General features: G+C 72.9%; 14 protein-coding genes and 1 pseudogene. 8 read left to right on the top strand and 7 right to left on the bottom strand.

Annotation, left to right across the window (positions count from 1 at the left end; genetic code table 11):
• The first annotated feature begins 118 nt into the window (after window positions 1-118).
• Together RBH18_RS38930 and RBH18_RS38935 are read left to right on the top strand one after the other, a co-directional pair.
• Entirely contained in the window at window positions 119-607 is a 489-nt protein-coding gene (locus RBH18_RS38930; RefSeq protein WP_372339053.1) for a GNAT family N-acetyltransferase, read from the top strand.
• A gap of 57 nt (window positions 608-664) precedes the next feature.
• The gene (locus RBH18_RS38935; RefSeq protein WP_306215525.1) at window positions 665-1,114 is read left to right on the top strand and encodes a hypothetical protein; all 450 of its coding nucleotides are present in this window, start codon (window positions 665-667) and stop codon (window positions 1,112-1,114) included.
• Between the two features lie 52 nt (window positions 1,115-1,166).
• On the opposite strand, the gene RBH18_RS38940 is transcribed toward RBH18_RS38935, so the two are convergent.
• From RBH18_RS38940 to RBH18_RS38950, 3 genes are all read right to left on the bottom strand, one after another.
• Window positions 1,167-3,722, bottom strand: coding sequence for a lipopolysaccharide biosynthesis protein (locus tag RBH18_RS38940; RefSeq protein WP_306215526.1), 2,556 nt, complete (start codon window positions 3,720-3,722; stop codon window positions 1,167-1,169).
• 78 nt (window positions 3,723-3,800) lie between these two features.
• Window positions 3,801-4,307, bottom strand: coding sequence for a GrpB family protein (locus RBH18_RS38945; RefSeq protein WP_306215527.1), 507 nt, complete (start codon window positions 4,305-4,307; stop codon window positions 3,801-3,803).
• Window positions 4,304-5,374, bottom strand: a complete 1,071-nt coding sequence (locus RBH18_RS38950) for a magnesium and cobalt transport protein CorA (protein WP_306215538.1) — start codon at window positions 5,372-5,374, stop codon at window positions 4,304-4,306. The genes RBH18_RS38945 and RBH18_RS38950 overlap by 4 nt, the downstream gene beginning before the upstream one ends.
• Before the next feature lie 61 nt (window positions 5,375-5,435).
• Between RBH18_RS38950 and RBH18_RS38955 the strand changes: the two genes are divergently transcribed.
• Window positions 5,436-6,446, top strand: a complete 1,011-nt coding sequence (locus RBH18_RS38955; RefSeq protein WP_306215528.1) for a helix-turn-helix transcriptional regulator — start codon at window positions 5,436-5,438, stop codon at window positions 6,444-6,446.
• 74 nt (window positions 6,447-6,520) lie between these two features.
• Window positions 6,521-7,051: an NADAR family protein gene (locus RBH18_RS38960; protein WP_306215529.1), complete on the top strand. Its 531-nt coding sequence runs from the start codon at window positions 6,521-6,523 to the stop codon at window positions 7,049-7,051.
• On the opposite strand, the gene RBH18_RS38965 is transcribed toward RBH18_RS38960, so the two are convergent.
• Window positions 7,044-7,553, bottom strand: a complete 510-nt coding sequence (locus RBH18_RS38965) for a GNAT family N-acetyltransferase (protein WP_306215530.1) — start codon at window positions 7,551-7,553, stop codon at window positions 7,044-7,046. The genes RBH18_RS38960 and RBH18_RS38965 overlap by 8 nt on opposite strands.
• A gap of 20 nt (window positions 7,554-7,573) precedes the next feature.
• A complete protein-coding gene (locus tag RBH18_RS38970; RefSeq protein ID WP_306215531.1) occupies window positions 7,574-8,368 on the bottom strand; it encodes an ATP-binding protein in 795 nt (264 codons plus the stop codon).
• A gap of 128 nt (window positions 8,369-8,496) precedes the next feature.
• Here RBH18_RS38970 and RBH18_RS38975 point away from each other — a divergent pair, with 128 nt between their 5' ends.
• Both RBH18_RS38975 and RBH18_RS38980 read left to right on the top strand, forming a co-directional pair.
• Window positions 8,497-9,243, top strand: coding sequence for an ArsR/SmtB family transcription factor (locus RBH18_RS38975; protein WP_306215532.1), 747 nt, complete (start codon window positions 8,497-8,499; stop codon window positions 9,241-9,243).
• Window positions 9,240-10,082 carry an LLM class flavin-dependent oxidoreductase gene (locus RBH18_RS38980; RefSeq protein WP_306215533.1) on the top strand — a complete coding sequence of 281 codons (843 nt, stop codon included), beginning with the start codon at window positions 9,240-9,242 and terminating at the stop codon, window positions 10,080-10,082. The genes RBH18_RS38975 and RBH18_RS38980 overlap by 4 nt, the downstream gene beginning before the upstream one ends.
• Window positions 10,083-10,223: 141 nt before the next feature.
• On the opposite strand, the gene RBH18_RS38985 is transcribed toward RBH18_RS38980, so the two are convergent.
• On the bottom strand, window positions 10,224-10,766 hold the full coding sequence (locus tag RBH18_RS38985; RefSeq protein WP_306215534.1) for a GNAT family N-acetyltransferase: 543 nt from the start codon (window positions 10,764-10,766) through the stop codon (window positions 10,224-10,226).
• Window positions 10,767-10,817: 51 nt separating this feature from the next.
• On the opposite strand from RBH18_RS38985, the gene RBH18_RS38990 reads away from it, so the two are divergent.
• The gene (locus RBH18_RS38990; protein WP_306215536.1) at window positions 10,818-12,281 is read left to right on the top strand and encodes a beta-N-acetylhexosaminidase; all 1,464 of its coding nucleotides are present in this window, start codon (window positions 10,818-10,820) and stop codon (window positions 12,279-12,281) included.
• On the opposite strand, the gene RBH18_RS38995 is transcribed toward RBH18_RS38990, so the two are convergent.
• Window positions 12,278-13,492, bottom strand: coding sequence for a cytochrome P450 (locus tag RBH18_RS38995; RefSeq protein WP_306215537.1), 1,215 nt, complete (start codon window positions 13,490-13,492; stop codon window positions 12,278-12,280). The two genes, RBH18_RS38990 and RBH18_RS38995, sit on opposite strands and share 4 nt — an antisense overlap.
• A gap of 175 nt (window positions 13,493-13,667) precedes the next feature.
• On the opposite strand from RBH18_RS38995, the pseudogene RBH18_RS39000 reads away from it, so the two are divergent.
• A pseudogene (locus tag RBH18_RS39000) lies at window positions 13,668-14,006 on the top strand (hypothetical protein); the annotation flags it as partial.

Raw genomic sequence — 14,006 nt, forward strand, 5'->3', positions numbered from 1 at the left:
CTGAGCGGGGCCTTCGTGGGGCGGGTGCGGCGGCTGACGGGCTCGCGGCGGGGGCTCACGAACACGATCGTAACGAACATGTTCGTCAAGGCGCAAGCGGCTGGTTAGAGTCGCGGGCATGGACATCAGGGAAGCCACCGCAGACGACTGGCCCGCCATCTTCCCGTTCTGGTCGGCGATCGTGGAGGCTCGGGAGACGTACGTCTATCCGCTCGGCGCGAGCAGCGAGCTGGCCCGGTCGATCTGGATGGAGGAGCCGCCCGCGCGGACCGTGGTCGCCGTGGACGGGGACACGATCCTCGGCTCCGCCAAGATGGGCCCCAACAAGCCGGGCCCCGGCGCGCACATCGCGACGGGCAGCTTCATGGTCGACCCGGCGGCGCAGGGCCGCGGGGCCGGGCGGGCGCTGGGCGAGCACCTGATCGCCTGGGCGCGCGCCGAGGGCTATCACGGCATCCAGTTCAACGCCGTCGTCGAGACCAACACGGTGGCCGTGCGGCTGTGGAAGTCCCTGGGTTTCGAGGTGATGACCACGATCCCGGAGGCCTTCGCCTCGGCGTCGCACGGCCTCGTCGGACTGCACATAATGTACCAAAAGCTGTATTAATCTCTGCTTGACCGGGTCGCGCACGGGGGCCGATCCGGCGAAGCGGAGGGAAACGGCATGCGCAAGACTCTGGCGACGGTGGTGGCGGCAGCGATCGCGACCGTGGCGACGGCCGCCCCGGCAGCGGCGGCGGCGAAGGTGGGCCCGCACCCGTTCCTCGACTACGTCAAGCCGGTCAAGGCGCACGTGGCGACCTGGGTCGACGTCTGGTGGGACACCGAGAAGCCGGTCTGCGACGCCAAGGTGTGGCTGAGCGGGCGGAAGGTCGAGGTCGGCTACCCCGCCAACACCGAGACCTACTCGTCGTTCGCCACCGCGAGCACGCTCGGCCCCAAGGACAAGCCGCAGCGCACGGCGTTCCGGGTGACGGCGGACTACAACAGGACGGCCGAGGTGCCGCTGACGGCGGAGATCTCGTACAACACCTGCGGCGACAACCCGGTCGAGAAGTCCAAGAGGTTCGAGATCGCTCTCACCGTGCTGAAGAACAAGACGCTCGTCCTGTAGGGAAGGCCCGCGCGCGACCGGCAGGGGGGCGGCCGGCCGCGCGCGGACCCGGTCAGCGGGCGGCCAGGATCAGGGCCGCCGGGTCGGTGCAGACCAGCTCCAGCGCCCGCGCGATGGTCGCCGGGTCGTAGGTCGAGGCGTGGAAGGTGGCCTCGAGGTGCAGCGTCCCGTTCATCTCCGACGTGGTCAGCGTGATGCCGTCGTTGCAGGTCGCGGTGGGCACGCTCTGGTTGATCCGGGCGCCCGGGCCGACCGCCCACGGCAGGTCCCCGAGCAGGTCGTGCCGGCCCTGGTTGCTGAAGGTCAGGCGGGGCCGCGGGGCCACGGCCACCTCGGTCGGGTAGGGGCCGGGCTCGCCCGGCGCCCCGGCGACGAGCATCTTGCCCTCGCGCAGCACGATCATCGACAGGATCCGGCCGGTGGCCAGCTCCGCCTTGAGCGTCTTGTGGATCTCGCGCGGGTCGGTCAGGTCCGCCGGGTACAGGTACGGGCCCATGCAGAAGTTGCTGTCGATCCGCACCCCCTCGCCGAGGTAGCGGCGGGCGTCGGCGAGGAAGATGCCGCCCCGCAGGTCGGGGTCCAGCCCCAGGTCCCGCAGCGCGGCCGTGAACGCCGCGAAGGTGATCGCCGAGGTCGTGACGCCCGGGGCGTGCTGGTCGCGCCACGTCCGCATGCGGCCCAGCACGTCGCCCGAGCGCGCGGTCCTGACGGTCAGGTTCGGGGCCCACGCCCGGGTCGGCACGACCTCCGCGGCCGGCGGCCGGGCGAAGACGAGGCCCTGCTTCCAGGTGCCGGGCTTGGTGCCGAACTGCTTCCACCACGCCTTCGGCAGCGCCCACCGGTGCCGCACGGAGGGCTCGACCACCGCGGCGCGCTCCTCGCCGGCCGCGCGGACCAGCTCGCGCAGCAGCACGTTCACGGGACCGGCGTCGCCGTACGCGTGAGCGACCTTCATCGCGACGTAGCCGCCGCCGGCCAGGATCCGCACCGGGTGGTGGCCCATCGGCTCGGCCTGCAGCTCGCGGGACATCGCGTCGAAGTCGACCGGGCCCGGCCCGAGGTCGGTGACCGCCTCCTCGACGTACGCCGCGAAGGCCGCCGCGTCCATGTGCAGCCAGCGCGCGTTCTTGCGGTCGAGGCGCGACACCGCCCGGTGCGACGGGTCCGTGGCGTGCAGGCCGATCAGCGCGTGGCGCAGCCGGTACGCGGTCACCCCGGTCAGCGGCCCGACGGTCCGGATGTACTCCAGCGGCAGCCACGCGCGCTCACGCAGCGTCAGGCTCGTCGACGACACGATGTTGTCTCCTTCGTCAGGGGTGCCGGCGAACACCACGCGCAGCACGGTCGGGGCGACCAGCACGGTCTCGGCGGCCATCACGATCGCCACCCAGGTGACCAGGTCGGTGAGGTCGCCGCGGCTGCCCCCGTACCAGGCGGCGACGAGCTCGGCGACCCCGGCGAAGACCGAGAAGATGCCGGCACCGCGGACCGTGCCCTGGACCCGGGAGATCGCCAGGAAGAAATGGTGGAAGACGAACGGGACGTAGGTCAGCGCCAGGATCGCGAGCGCCGTGCCGGCCGTCTCCGCGTACGCGGCGCCGAAGAGCGACATGATCGGCCTGGCGGCGACGAGCACGACGAGCGACGCGGGCAGGCCGATGCCGAGGCAGAGCGCCAGGCCGACGCGTACCTTCGAGCGCAGTGCCGCCTTGTCGCCGCTGGCCACGGCGAAGAGTGTCAGCGCGACGTTGCCCGGGACCATGGCCAGGAACGACGTGACCATGAAGGCCGTGTAGAAGGCCGCGTTGGCCTCGGCGGACAGGACCGCGGTGACCACCAGGGGCAGGGCCGCGCGGGGCAGGTACGTCGCCAGGTTGAGCAGGTTGTGGTCGAAGGTCGACCGGCCGCGGCCGCGGAGCAGGGCGGCGCGGGGGCGTACGGAATCGATCATGCCCCGGCGGCGCAGCGCCCGGCCCAGCACCGCGACCGAGGCGACCATGCCGGCCACCCAGGTGAGCAGCAGCACGCCGCCGTCGAGGGTGATCGGCAGCAGCGCGAGCACGCCGAGCAGGACCAGCTTGACGACCGAGAACCACGCGTTGCGCATCAGCTGCAGCGGGCCCTGGAGCAGGCCGACCAGTGCCTCGTCGAGGACCAGCGTCATGGCGTTGAGCGCGATGCCGGCGACCAGCAGGACGGTGGCGGGCGTGCTGCCGAGCGCGTCGCGCAGCCCGGGCAGCGCCCAGTGGGCCAGGCCGACGTAGAGCAGGCCGCCGACGGTCGCGGCCGAGCCGGCGACGAGCAGGCAGGTGGAGATCAGCTGCCACTTGGGGGTGCGCAGGGCACCGAGGTCCGAGATGAGCATCGTGCCCATGCCGAACATGCCGATCGTGCCGATCAGGGTCATCGCGGACACCGCGGCCGACGCCTGGCCCACGGCCTCCGGCGCCGCCGCCCGGGCGGCCACCCACCAGTACGCGAAGCCGAACAGCGACGTCAGCGCGGTGGTCGCCATGAGCGAGCCGGCGTTGAGGAACAAGTCCAGATGGCCGCGGAGGCGGGCGACGAGCCCGTACCGGCTCGGCACCTCGGTCACCATCGTCTCCACGCCGACAACAATGTCACGCAGCGTAGCGAGCTGCCACTTCCGTCCGGACTGGACCCATGATCCGAACGGAGGAGGGCGTCATTCCTCCCAGACCGGAACCGAGGGAAGTCCCAGCTCAGCACGGGCGGCATCGGTGATTTCCTGGACGAAAGCGGTCTTACCCCGCGTGTACGCCTCCCCGGGGCCGAAACGCTCCATCAGCTCAATCTTCAACGCTGCGTAACGGTCGCGCGCGTCGGGATGCGCCAGCAGGTAGTCGCGGAAGAACCGCTCGTTGCGCTCGGGCCAGCTGTCGACCGTCACGACGTGCAGGTGGAAGGCCAGGCTGTCGTAGTTCTCCCGCCTGTACCAGAGCCGGTCCGGCATCGTGGCGGGCTGCAGCCGGTAGCCGAAGGTCTCCAGCCGGTCGTCGTTGACGTCGTCCAGATCCTCGTGCGCGGCCAGCACGTCGATGACCGGCTTGGCCGGCAGCCCCGGCACGGCGGTGCTGCCGATGTGCTCGACCGCCCGGAAGTAGGGCGCGAGCACCTTGCACTCCTGCCGGCCGAGCTCCGCCCAGCGCTCGTCCGGCTCGGTGATCGTCACAGCCAGCCCACCTTCTTGAATCTCCGGTGCAGCAGCACCGCCGTCAGGGCCATCAGCGCGAGCACGGCGTAGTAGCCGTACTTCCAGCCCAGCTCGGGCATGGTGGCGAAGTTCATACCGTAGACGCCGGCGATGCCCGTCTGCGCCGCGGCGATGGCCGCCCACGAGGCGATTTTGCGCATGTCGTTGTTCTGATCCACGGACACCTGCGCGAGCCGGGCCTGCAGGATCGAGTTGAGCAGGTCGTCGAAGGCGGCGACCCGCTCCACGGCGCGCACGAGGCGACCCCGCACGTCCACAAGGTACGGATGCAGGGCCACCGGCACCACCCCGCGGTCGAGGAGGCGCTGCAGCGGCTCGCCGAGCGGCAGCACGGCCCGCTTGAACTCGACCAGCTCCCGCTTGAGCTGGTAGATGTGCGCGATGTCCATGCGCTGCCCGGGGGCGAAGACGGTCTCCTCGACGTGCTCGAGATCACGCTCGACCTCGCCGGCCACCTCCAGATAGAGGTCGACCATCCGGTCGCAGACGGCGTGGGCCACGGCCCACGGGCCCTCCGCCAGCAGCTGCGGACGGGCTTCCAGCTCCGCTCGTACGGCCCGGAGCGCGCCCGCCGCCCCGTGCCGGACCGTGATCACGAAGTCGGCCCCGACGAGCACCGTGACATCACCGGTGTCGACGACCTCCGAGTCGGCGGTCAGCTCCTCGTGCTCGACGTAGCGCGCGGTCCGCAGCACGAGCCGGGTCACCTCCCCGGTGATCTCCGCGCCGGGCCGGTGGCCGCCGGTGGTCGCCTGCTCGGCGGTCAGCTCGTGCAGCCCGAACGCCCGCGCGACCGCGGCCATGGTGCGCTCGTCCGGCTCGTGCAGCCCGAGCCACACGAAGGCACCCCGCTGGCGCCGGGCCGTCCGGGCCGCGTCGGCGAAGTGCAGGTGCCCCGGCCGCCGGTCGCCGGCCCGGTAAACAGCGCAGTCCACCACCGCGCCGGGGTTGCTCCGCCGCTGCTCGGGGACGCGCGGCTCGGGCCGGGTCAGGCCCTCGACGAGACGGGTCAGGACCCGCGGCATTCTCACGCCGGTAGCTTATTCGGGGTCACTTTCTGACCGCTATTCGTGTGACCGTAGGGCCATGTCCAACACGAGCGGACGGATGCTGCGGTTGCTGTCGCTGCTGCAGACGCATCGCTACTGGCCCGGCGGCGAGCTGGCGGAGCGGCTGGAGGTGAGCCCGCGCACCCTGCGGCGCGACGTCGACCGGCTGCGGGAGCTGGGCTATCCGGTGGACGCGGCCCGCGGGGTGGCCGGCGGCTACCAGCTGCGCGCCGGGACGGCGGTGCCGCCGCTGCTGCTCGACGACGACGAGGCGGTCGCCATCGCGGTCGGGCTGCGGTCGGCGGCGGCCGGCGGGGTGGCGGGCTTCGAGGAGACCTCCGTACGCGCCCTCGCCAAGGTGATCCAGCTGCTCCCGCCCCGCCTGCGCCGCCGCGTCGACGCCCTGCGCGCGGTCACGGCGCCCGGGCTCCTCGGCGCCGGCCCGGTGCTCGACCCGGCGGTGCTGACCACGATCGCGCTGGCGTGCCGGGGCGAGGAGCGGCTCCACTTCGACTACGCCCCGCGCCCGCCCGCCGATCCCGCCGCCCGTCACGTCGAACCGCACCGGCTCGTGTCCCTGGGCCGCCGCTGGTATCTGATCGCCTGGGACCTCGACCGCGGCGACTGGCGCAGCTTCCGCGTCGACCGGCTCACCGCCCCGCGACCGACCGGCGCCCGTTTCCGCCCGCGCGAGCTGCCCGGCGGCGACCCGGCGGCGTGGCTGCGCGACCGGCTGAACGACGTGCGCTCCCGCTATGACGTCGCCGTGCTCCTCGCGGCCGACGCCGGGCGGGTCCGCTCCTTCGTCGGGCAGTGGGGCCGCGTCGAGGAGCTGGACGCCGGGCGCTGCCGGCTGCGCATGGGCGTCGACGACCTGGGCTGGCCCGTGATGGTCCTCGGCGCCCTGGGCGCGCCTTTCACCGTCGAGTCGCCGTCCGAGCTCGTGGACCGGGCCCGCGAAGCAGGAGAGACCCTGCTCCGCGGGACGTCGGCGGATCGGCGCCCCCGTGGCGTCGATCCTGGACAGGAACCTAGCGGGACCCTCTGACATTTTTCGGCGATCGGCTCCACTGTGGTCATTGGCCTGGGAAAACCACTCGCGCGCCGGGAGATACTGGGCGCATGGACGTCGCTTCCCTGGCCGCTTCGGACCAGCCGCTGAAGTTCCTCTTCTTCTGGGGGCACCGGCCGCAGCGCGACGGCAGCATCGGCTCCGGCTGTCTGAGCCAGTGGTGGCCGTCGGCGTTCACCGCGGAGGGGGTGCGCTTCACGACGGCCGAGCACTACATGATGTGGCGCAAGGCGCTGCTCTTCGGCGACGAGGAGTCGGCGCGGCGCGTGCTCGTGGCGAGCCATCCGCGGCAGGCGAAGATGCTGGGCCGCCGGGTGCGCGGTTTCGACGAGGCCGTCTGGGAGCGTGAGCGCCGTGCGATCGTGCGGGACGCGAGCGTGGCCAAGTTCAAGCATCACGCCGATCTGCGGGCCTATCTGCTCGGCACGAGGCGGCGGGTGCTCGTCGAGGCCAGCCCCGTGGACCGCGTCTGGGGCATCGGCATGGCCGCGACGGACGAGGGCGTCGAGGACCCGGGCCGGTGGCGCGGCCTCAACCTGCTCGGCTTCGCGCTGATGGAGGCGCGGGAGGCGCTCAGCTGAGCGGCTTGACCATGCGCCAGGAGTAGACCTCCTCGTCCGCGCGCGCCCCGAAGGCGTGCTTGCGCTCGACCGGCTCGAAGCCCCGCGCCCGGTAGAACGGGATGCCCTTGGTGTTGCCGTCGAGCACCGACACCCACATCCGCGTGGCGCCGGCCTCGACGACCTGCTCGGTGACGCGGTCGAGCAGCAGCGTGCCGAGCCCGCGCCGGCGGTGGTCCGGGTCGAGGTAGATGACGAACAGCTCGCCGGTGCCGGGGGAGGTGAGGCCCCCGCCCGCGGCACCGAGCACGCGCCCGTCCTCCTCGGCCACCTGGTAACCGAGCCAGTGCGGCGGCGCCGCGCCGATCTCGGTGCGGACCCGCTCGGGCCGGTAGAACTCGGCGACGACCCGGTCGATGTACTCCGGGGTGAGCAGGTCGGGATACGTCGCCCGATAGCCGCGCGTGCACACGTCACAGATCGCGTCGACATCGGCGGCGGTGGCTGCCCGGACGATGGCCATGGGCGCAGGCTATCCAAGGGTCACCAGCTGCGCGAGCGGCCGCCCCGGTCCCGTACGGTCGCCCACACCAGCTTGCCGCCCGCCGTGGGGATCGCGCCCCACGCGACCGAGTCGGCGTGCACCACCCGCAGCCCCTGCCCGCGCTCGTCCAGCGGCTCCCCGTCCCGCACCGGCGCGAGCGCGCGGATCCGGGGCAGGGTCGGATCCTGGTCCCACACGCTGAGGTGCAGCAGGTCGCCGCGCCGCGAGACGGACACGGCCATGTCCGTACGGGCGTGCTCCACCGCGTTGCTGACCAGCTCGGACATGACCGCGCGGCCGGGGTGCAGCAGCGCGGGCAGGTGCCACTCGTGGCAGGCGCCGCCGACGAGGTTGCGCGCGAGGCTCGCGGAGAACGGCGAGCACTCCAGCCGCTGCCGGACGACGTGGGTGAGCTGCCCGCCGCACGCGGAACGTGCCTGGTCTGCTCCGGCGTGCCCGCCGAGCCCGGCGCGGTCGAGTGCGGTGGCCAGCGCGGAACGGGGCGCGGCGCACACCACGAACCGGGTGGCCGGCTCGGTCGCGGCCGCTGCCTCCGCGGCCCGCACCCACACGGGTACGGACACCGCGTCGCCGTCGTCGAGCCCGGTCACGTCGACGACCACTCCCGCGGGCCGCTCGGCGAGGCACTGGCGCAGGACCGTGGCGACCGCCGTGCCTGTCGGGTCCGTCCACGGGCCGCGTACGGCGATGTCGATGACCGAGCCGTCGGTGTCGGAGCTGACGGTGATGCTGTCGTCCCCGAGGTCTATCAAATACGGAGGTTGTTCCTCCATGGCACGGCCTCCCCGCCGTCGAGTCCCCCGGAGTCTTGGATGCACATCGTCATTGGTCAACGGCCTGTCACCCCATCGGGGGACGCCGGCCGTTGACATGCAGGTAATTGCCTGCATAACGTGGCGGGGTGGACGCGGTGTTCAAGGCGCTCGCCGACCCGACCCGGCGGCACCTGCTCGACCTGCTGCACCGCCGCGCCGGCCAGACCCTCAGCGAGCTGTGCGAGCAGGTGTCCATGACCCGGCAGTCGGCGACCCAGCACCTGGGCGTGCTGGAGGCGGCGAACCTGATCAGCACCGTCCGCCGCGGCCGGGAGAAGCTGCACTACCTCAACCCCGTGCCATTGCACGAGGTGCAGGAGCGGTGGATCGACAAGTTCGAGCAGCCCCGGCTGCGCGTCCTGAGCGCGGTCAAGCGACGAGCGGAGGCAGACGTGAGCGACCGGCCGACCTACGTGTACACGACCTACATCGAGAGCACACCCGAGAAGGTGTGGCACGCCCTCACCGACGCGGACCTCACCGCCCGGTTCTGGGGCCACGCGAACGTCTCCGACTGGGAGCCCGGCTCGCGGTGGGAACACCGGCGCACCGACGGCTCGGGCATCGCCGACGTGACCGGCACGGTGATCGAGGCTGTTCCGCCCCGGCGGCTCGTCACCGAGTGGGACGGCGAGCCCGAACCCTCCCGCGTGACCTTCGACATCGAGGCGTACCACGAGATCGTCCGCGTCACGGTGACCCACGAGAACCTGCCCGGGCAGAGCGACCTGGACGCGGTCTCGCTCGGCTGGCCGGCCGTGCTCTCGAATCTCAAGACTCTGCTCGAGACGGGGCGGACATTGTCACAGGCACCGTGGACCATGGACGCGTGACGAATCTTGGCGCCATCTTCCTGCCTCAGAACCCTCCCGAGAAGCTGCTCGAGGTCGCCCGGGTCGCCGACCGCTCCGGCCTCGACCAGCTGTGGCTCTGGGAGGACTCGTTCCTCAACAGCGGCATCGCCGCGGCGGCCGCGGCGCTCGGGGCCACCGAGCGGCTCAAGGTGGGCATCGGCCTCATGCCGGTGCCGTTCCGCAACGTCGCCCTGACCGCGATGGAGATCGCGACGCTGCACCGGATCTTCGGCGACCGCTCGATGCCCGGCGTCGGGCACGGCGTCCAGGAGTGGATGGGTCAGGTCGGCGCGCGGGCGGCCTCCCCGCTGACCCTGCTCCGCGAGCACCTGACGGCCCTGCGCGCGCTGCTCGCCGGCGAGGAGGTCACCGTCGACGGGCGCTACGTGAAGCTCGCCCGGGTGAAGCTGGACTGGCCGTCGGCCCCGGCGGCGCGGGTGTGGGTGGGCGCGACCGGCGTCAAGACCCGGGCGATCGCGGGCGAGCTGGGCGACGGCACGATCCTGGAGGGCGGCACGCCGCCGGAGGGCGTGCGCACCGCGATCGAGCAGATCAACCCCGGCCCGGGCCACGACATCGTGGCCTTCGTCCCGGCGGCGACCGGCCCGGGTGCCGCCGAGAGCCTGGCGCGGCTGCAGGAGAAGTACGGAGCCGCGTGGCCCGGCCTGTCCGGCGACGCGAAGACGATCGCGGAGGGCGTGGCCGCCTTCGCCGCGGCCGGGGCGACGACGGTCGTCCTGCAGCCGACGGGTGAGGAGGAGTCGCCGGAGGGTTTCGTGCGCTTCGTGGCCGAGGAGGTTCGCCCGCTCGTCGCCTGAGGCGCGGCAGTCCGCGACCGCGCCCGGCCGCGCCCGGCGGCGACCGCGCCCGTTCGCGGCCGCGCCCGTGGCCGGACCGCGCCCGTTCGCGGCCGGACGGCGCGGCCGCGGACCGCGTCCGCCTCCGCGTCCGCGTCCGCTTCAGATCATGCGGCCGCGGACGTGGTCCTCGAACCTCGTCTCCCCGACGCGGAAGCGCTTGGTGCCGATCAGCTCGAAGCCGTGCTTGGCGTAGAAGCGCGCCGCCCGCTCGTTGCGGTTGTTGACGCCCAGCCAGCAGTAGGCCGCCCCGGCCTCTTCGGCGGCGGTGAGCGTGGCGGCCATCAGCGCGGCGGCGATCCCGGAGCCGTGGCTGCCCGCCAGCACGTAGAACTTGCTCAGCTCGATCAGCGGCAGCTCGCCCGCCGCCTTGTCGAGGACCACCACGAGGTCCGGGTCCTGCACCGGGCCGCCGACCAGCATCGTGTAACCCACGGGCGCGCCGTCCTCCTCGGCCACCACGAGCGCCCGCAGCGGGTCGGCCAGGTAGCGGGCGAAGGCCTCCGCCGACAGGTGCTCGGCGATGAACGCGTCGATGTCGGCCTGCGGCGTGCCGGGCGGCGTCGCGAGCCCGAATGTGCGGGCGGCGAGATCGTGCAGGGCGGCGGCGTCGTCGGCGCCGGGCCGCCGGAAGGTGATCGGCATGGCGAAAGCCTAGGCCGCCGGAAACTGGAAAGAGCGTTTAGAGTTAATGACGTGACGAAAGTTCTCGGCGATGTGATTCCCGTCCCGGCGCACGTGCGGCCCGACCCGGCCGTCTCCTGGACCATTGACTCCGGTACGGCCGTCAGCGCCGCCCCCGGCACGGAAAAGGTCGCGGAGCACCTGCTCGCGGCGCTGCGCCCGGCGACCGGACACGTCCTGCCGCTCGACGCCGACGGCGCGATCCGGTTGCGGCTCGACGCCGGGCTGGGCGCGGAGGCGTACCGGCTGGAGGTCTCCGCCGGCGGCGTCGACCTGACCGGTGGCGACCCGGCCGGGCTGTTCTATGCCGTGCAGACGTTGCGCCAGCTGCTGCCCGCCGAGATCGAGGCCGGCACGCCCCAGGAGGTCGCCTGGACGGTGCCCGGCGGCGTGATCGAGGACCGGCCGCGCTTCGGCTACCGCGGCGTCATGCTCGACGTCGCGCGGCACTTCTTCACGGTCGCGGAGGTCAAGGCGTACCTCGACCAGGTCGTGCCCTTCAAGGTCAACCACCTGCACCTGCACCTGACCGACGACCAGGGCTGGCGGCTCGAGATCGACAGCTGGCCCAAGCTCACGGCGATCAGCGGCGGCGCGGGGACGGGCGTCGACGGTGCCGGGCCGGGCTTCTACACCAAGGAGCAGTACGCCGACATCGTCGCGTACGCCGCCGAGCGCTTCGTCACCGTGGTGCCCGAGATCGACATGCCCGGACACGTCAATGCCGCCCAGGTGGCGTACCCGGAGCTGACCGCCGACGGCATCGCGCCGGCGCCGCGGACGGACCTCGAGGTCGGCTACAGCTCCCTGGTGGCCACCAAGGAGGAGACGTACGCCTTCGTGGCCGACGTGCTCCGCGAGGTCGCCGCGCTGACCCCGGGGCCGTACCTGCACATCGGCGGCGACGAGGCACAGGCCACCACGGCCGAGGACTACCGGACGTTCATCGAGCGGGTGCTGCCGCTGGTGGCCGCCACGGGGAAGCGGCCGGTCGGCTGGCACGAGATGGCCGCCGTCGAGCTGCCCCCGGACGCCGTCACCCAGTACTGGCGGATCGAAGCCTCCGACGCGGGCACGGCCGGCGCCGCGGCCCGGGGCAACAAGGTCATCATGTCGCCGGCCGACCGGTCGTACCTGGACATGAAGTACGCCGCCGACACCCCGCTGGGCCTGGACTGGGCGGGCACGGTGAGCGTCGAGCGGGCGTACTCGTGGGATCCGGCCGACCGCCTCCCCGGCGTGGGCGAGGCCGACCTGCTCGGCGTCGCCGCGCCGCTGTGGTCCGAGACCCTGCGCAGCCTTGCCGACGCCCAGGTCATGGCGTTCCCCCGGCTGCCCGCGATCGCGGAGATCGCCTGGTCGCCGCGCGCCGGCCGGGACTGGGAGTCCTTCCGCCGCCGCCTCGCCGATCTCGGCCCCCGCTGGCGGCACCGGGGCGTGGCCTTCCACCCCGCCCCGGAGATCGACTGGCTTTAGAGCAGCCCGATCTCGAAGCCGCTCCGCACCTTCGCGGGGATGCGGCTCAGGTCGATCGAGAGGTCCTGCGGCGGCACGTAGTAGTCGAGCCCGGCCAGCCGCTGGGAGAGCGTGCCCAGCAGCGCGATCGTCATCTTCTCGCCGGGGCAGCGGTGGCCCGTGCGCGGGTCGCCGCCGCCCTGCGGGATGAGGTCGAACTCGCCGGGCTGCCGGTCGAGGAAGCGGGCCGGGCGGAAGTCGTACGGGTCGGCCCACAACGCCGGATCGTGGTTCTGACCGTAGACGTCGAGCAGGACCAGGGCGCCCTTGGCGATGTGAGCGCCGTCGAAGGTCAGGTCCCGGGTCGCCCGCCCGCCCAGGAACGGCGCGAACGGGTAGAAGCGGCGCACCTCGTGCACGAACGCCGTCGTGAACGTGTCGTCGCCCGCGCGCAGCGGCGTCAGGTGCTGCGGATGCCGGTCGAGGGCGTGTGCGGCGTACGCGGCGAACCACGTGACCGCCGTCGCCGGCCGGATGATGTTGAGCAGCTCGACCGCGGCCGTCCGGGCGTCGAGCTCGCCGCGCTCGTCGGCGAACAGGGCGACCTTGGTGAACGGTGCCTCGGCGGGGACGTCGAGCCGGTTGGTGCGTACCTGGTCGATCAGGGAGGCCAGCCACTGCTCGCGCCGGCGGCGGGCGATCCGGGCCCGGGCATACCGCGGGCCCACGGTCGCGAAGCCGTCCACCATCGCAACCAGGTCCGCCGCCAGGCCGTCGAGCTCGTCGTCCGCCACGGGTACGCCGGTCCAGCGCGTCATGCCCCGGGCGATGACCTTGGCCACCTCGTCGAAGAGGACGATGGGGCCGGCGCCGCGCCAGGAGTCCGCGGCCTCGTCGAACGCCTCGCCGGTGAGCTTGGCGGCCTCGTCGATGCCGGCGCCCATCAGGAGCGACGTGTACAGCGCCTTGCGCACCCGGTGCGCGTCGCCGTCCAGGGTGTGCACGGCGCCCTTGCCGAAGAGCGTGCTCACCACGAGGGCCGGCAGGGCCGTGTGCCGCTCGAGGTTGCCCTCGGCGTAGAAGAACCGGGTCGCGTCGGTGCCGCACACCGCGACGGCCGGTTGTCCCATCGCCCGCAGGTGCACCGGGCGGCCGCCGGCGGCGCGGCGCAGGTCGGGCAGCCAGGCGTACCCCTTGATCGCGGCGAGGGCGGTCTGGTCGAGAAGGGCCATGGTCCCTGGATCCCCGCTGGCGGGGCACCGAAACGCGCGCGCCCGCCGACAGAAATCTTCCTTAAATTTCGGTGACCGGATCGCCGGTGATCTCCGCTGGTCAGCGCCGTGGGGGTGGCGGCCGGTGGGGCTGGCCGCTCCGCATCGTGTCGGTGCCGCCGCCTAGGCTGGCCGCGTGCAGAAGTTGGTGTGGGCTTCGACCGCCGCGCTGGCCGGGTTCCTGGCCGCGGCGGCAGCGCAGCTTGCGCTGGTCGTCGTGCCCGTGATGCTCGTCCTGTCGACGTTGCCCCGGGGCGCCGCGCTGCGCCTCGGCCTGCCCGTCTGCATCGCCACGGTGGGCGTCATGGCCTATGCGACCTGGCGTGCCCTGCACACAAGGCGCCCCGAGCCGGTCGGCATCCCCGTCACCCGGCAGGACGCCCCCGAGCTGTGGGCCCTGCTCGACGGCGCCGCCGCGGCCGCCGGCACCCGGGCACCCGATCGGGTGCCCTGCTCGACGGCGCCGCCGCGGCCG

The organism is Actinoplanes oryzae (assembly GCF_030757795.1).
Classification (GTDB): Bacteria; Actinomycetota; Actinomycetes; order Mycobacteriales; family Micromonosporaceae; genus Actinoplanes.

Bases quoted from the DNA above. Each gene is read 5' to 3' on its own strand.
- RBH18_RS38930 (WP_372339053.1), top strand. From the start codon at position 119: ATGGACATCAGGGAAGCCACCGCAGACGACTGGCCCGCCATCTTCCCG.
- RBH18_RS38935 (WP_306215525.1), top strand. From the start codon at position 665: ATGCGCAAGACTCTGGCGACGGTGGTGGCGGCAGCGATCGCGACCGTG.
- RBH18_RS38950 (WP_306215538.1), bottom strand. From the start codon at position 5,374: ATGCCGCGGGTCCTGACCCGTCTCGTCGAGGGCCTGACCCGGCCCGAG.
- RBH18_RS38955 (WP_306215528.1), top strand. From the start codon at position 5,436: ATGTCCAACACGAGCGGACGGATGCTGCGGTTGCTGTCGCTGCTGCAG.
- RBH18_RS38960 (WP_306215529.1), top strand. From the start codon at position 6,521: ATGGACGTCGCTTCCCTGGCCGCTTCGGACCAGCCGCTGAAGTTCCTC.
- RBH18_RS38965 (WP_306215530.1), bottom strand. From the start codon at position 7,553: ATGGCCATCGTCCGGGCAGCCACCGCCGCCGATGTCGACGCGATCTGT.
- RBH18_RS38970 (WP_306215531.1), bottom strand. From the start codon at position 8,368: ATGGAGGAACAACCTCCGTATTTGATAGACCTCGGGGACGACAGCATC.
- RBH18_RS38985 (WP_306215534.1), bottom strand. From the start codon at position 10,766: ATGCCGATCACCTTCCGGCGGCCCGGCGCCGACGACGCCGCCGCCCTG.
- RBH18_RS38995 (WP_306215537.1), bottom strand. From the start codon at position 13,492: ATGGCCCTTCTCGACCAGACCGCCCTCGCCGCGATCAAGGGGTACGCC.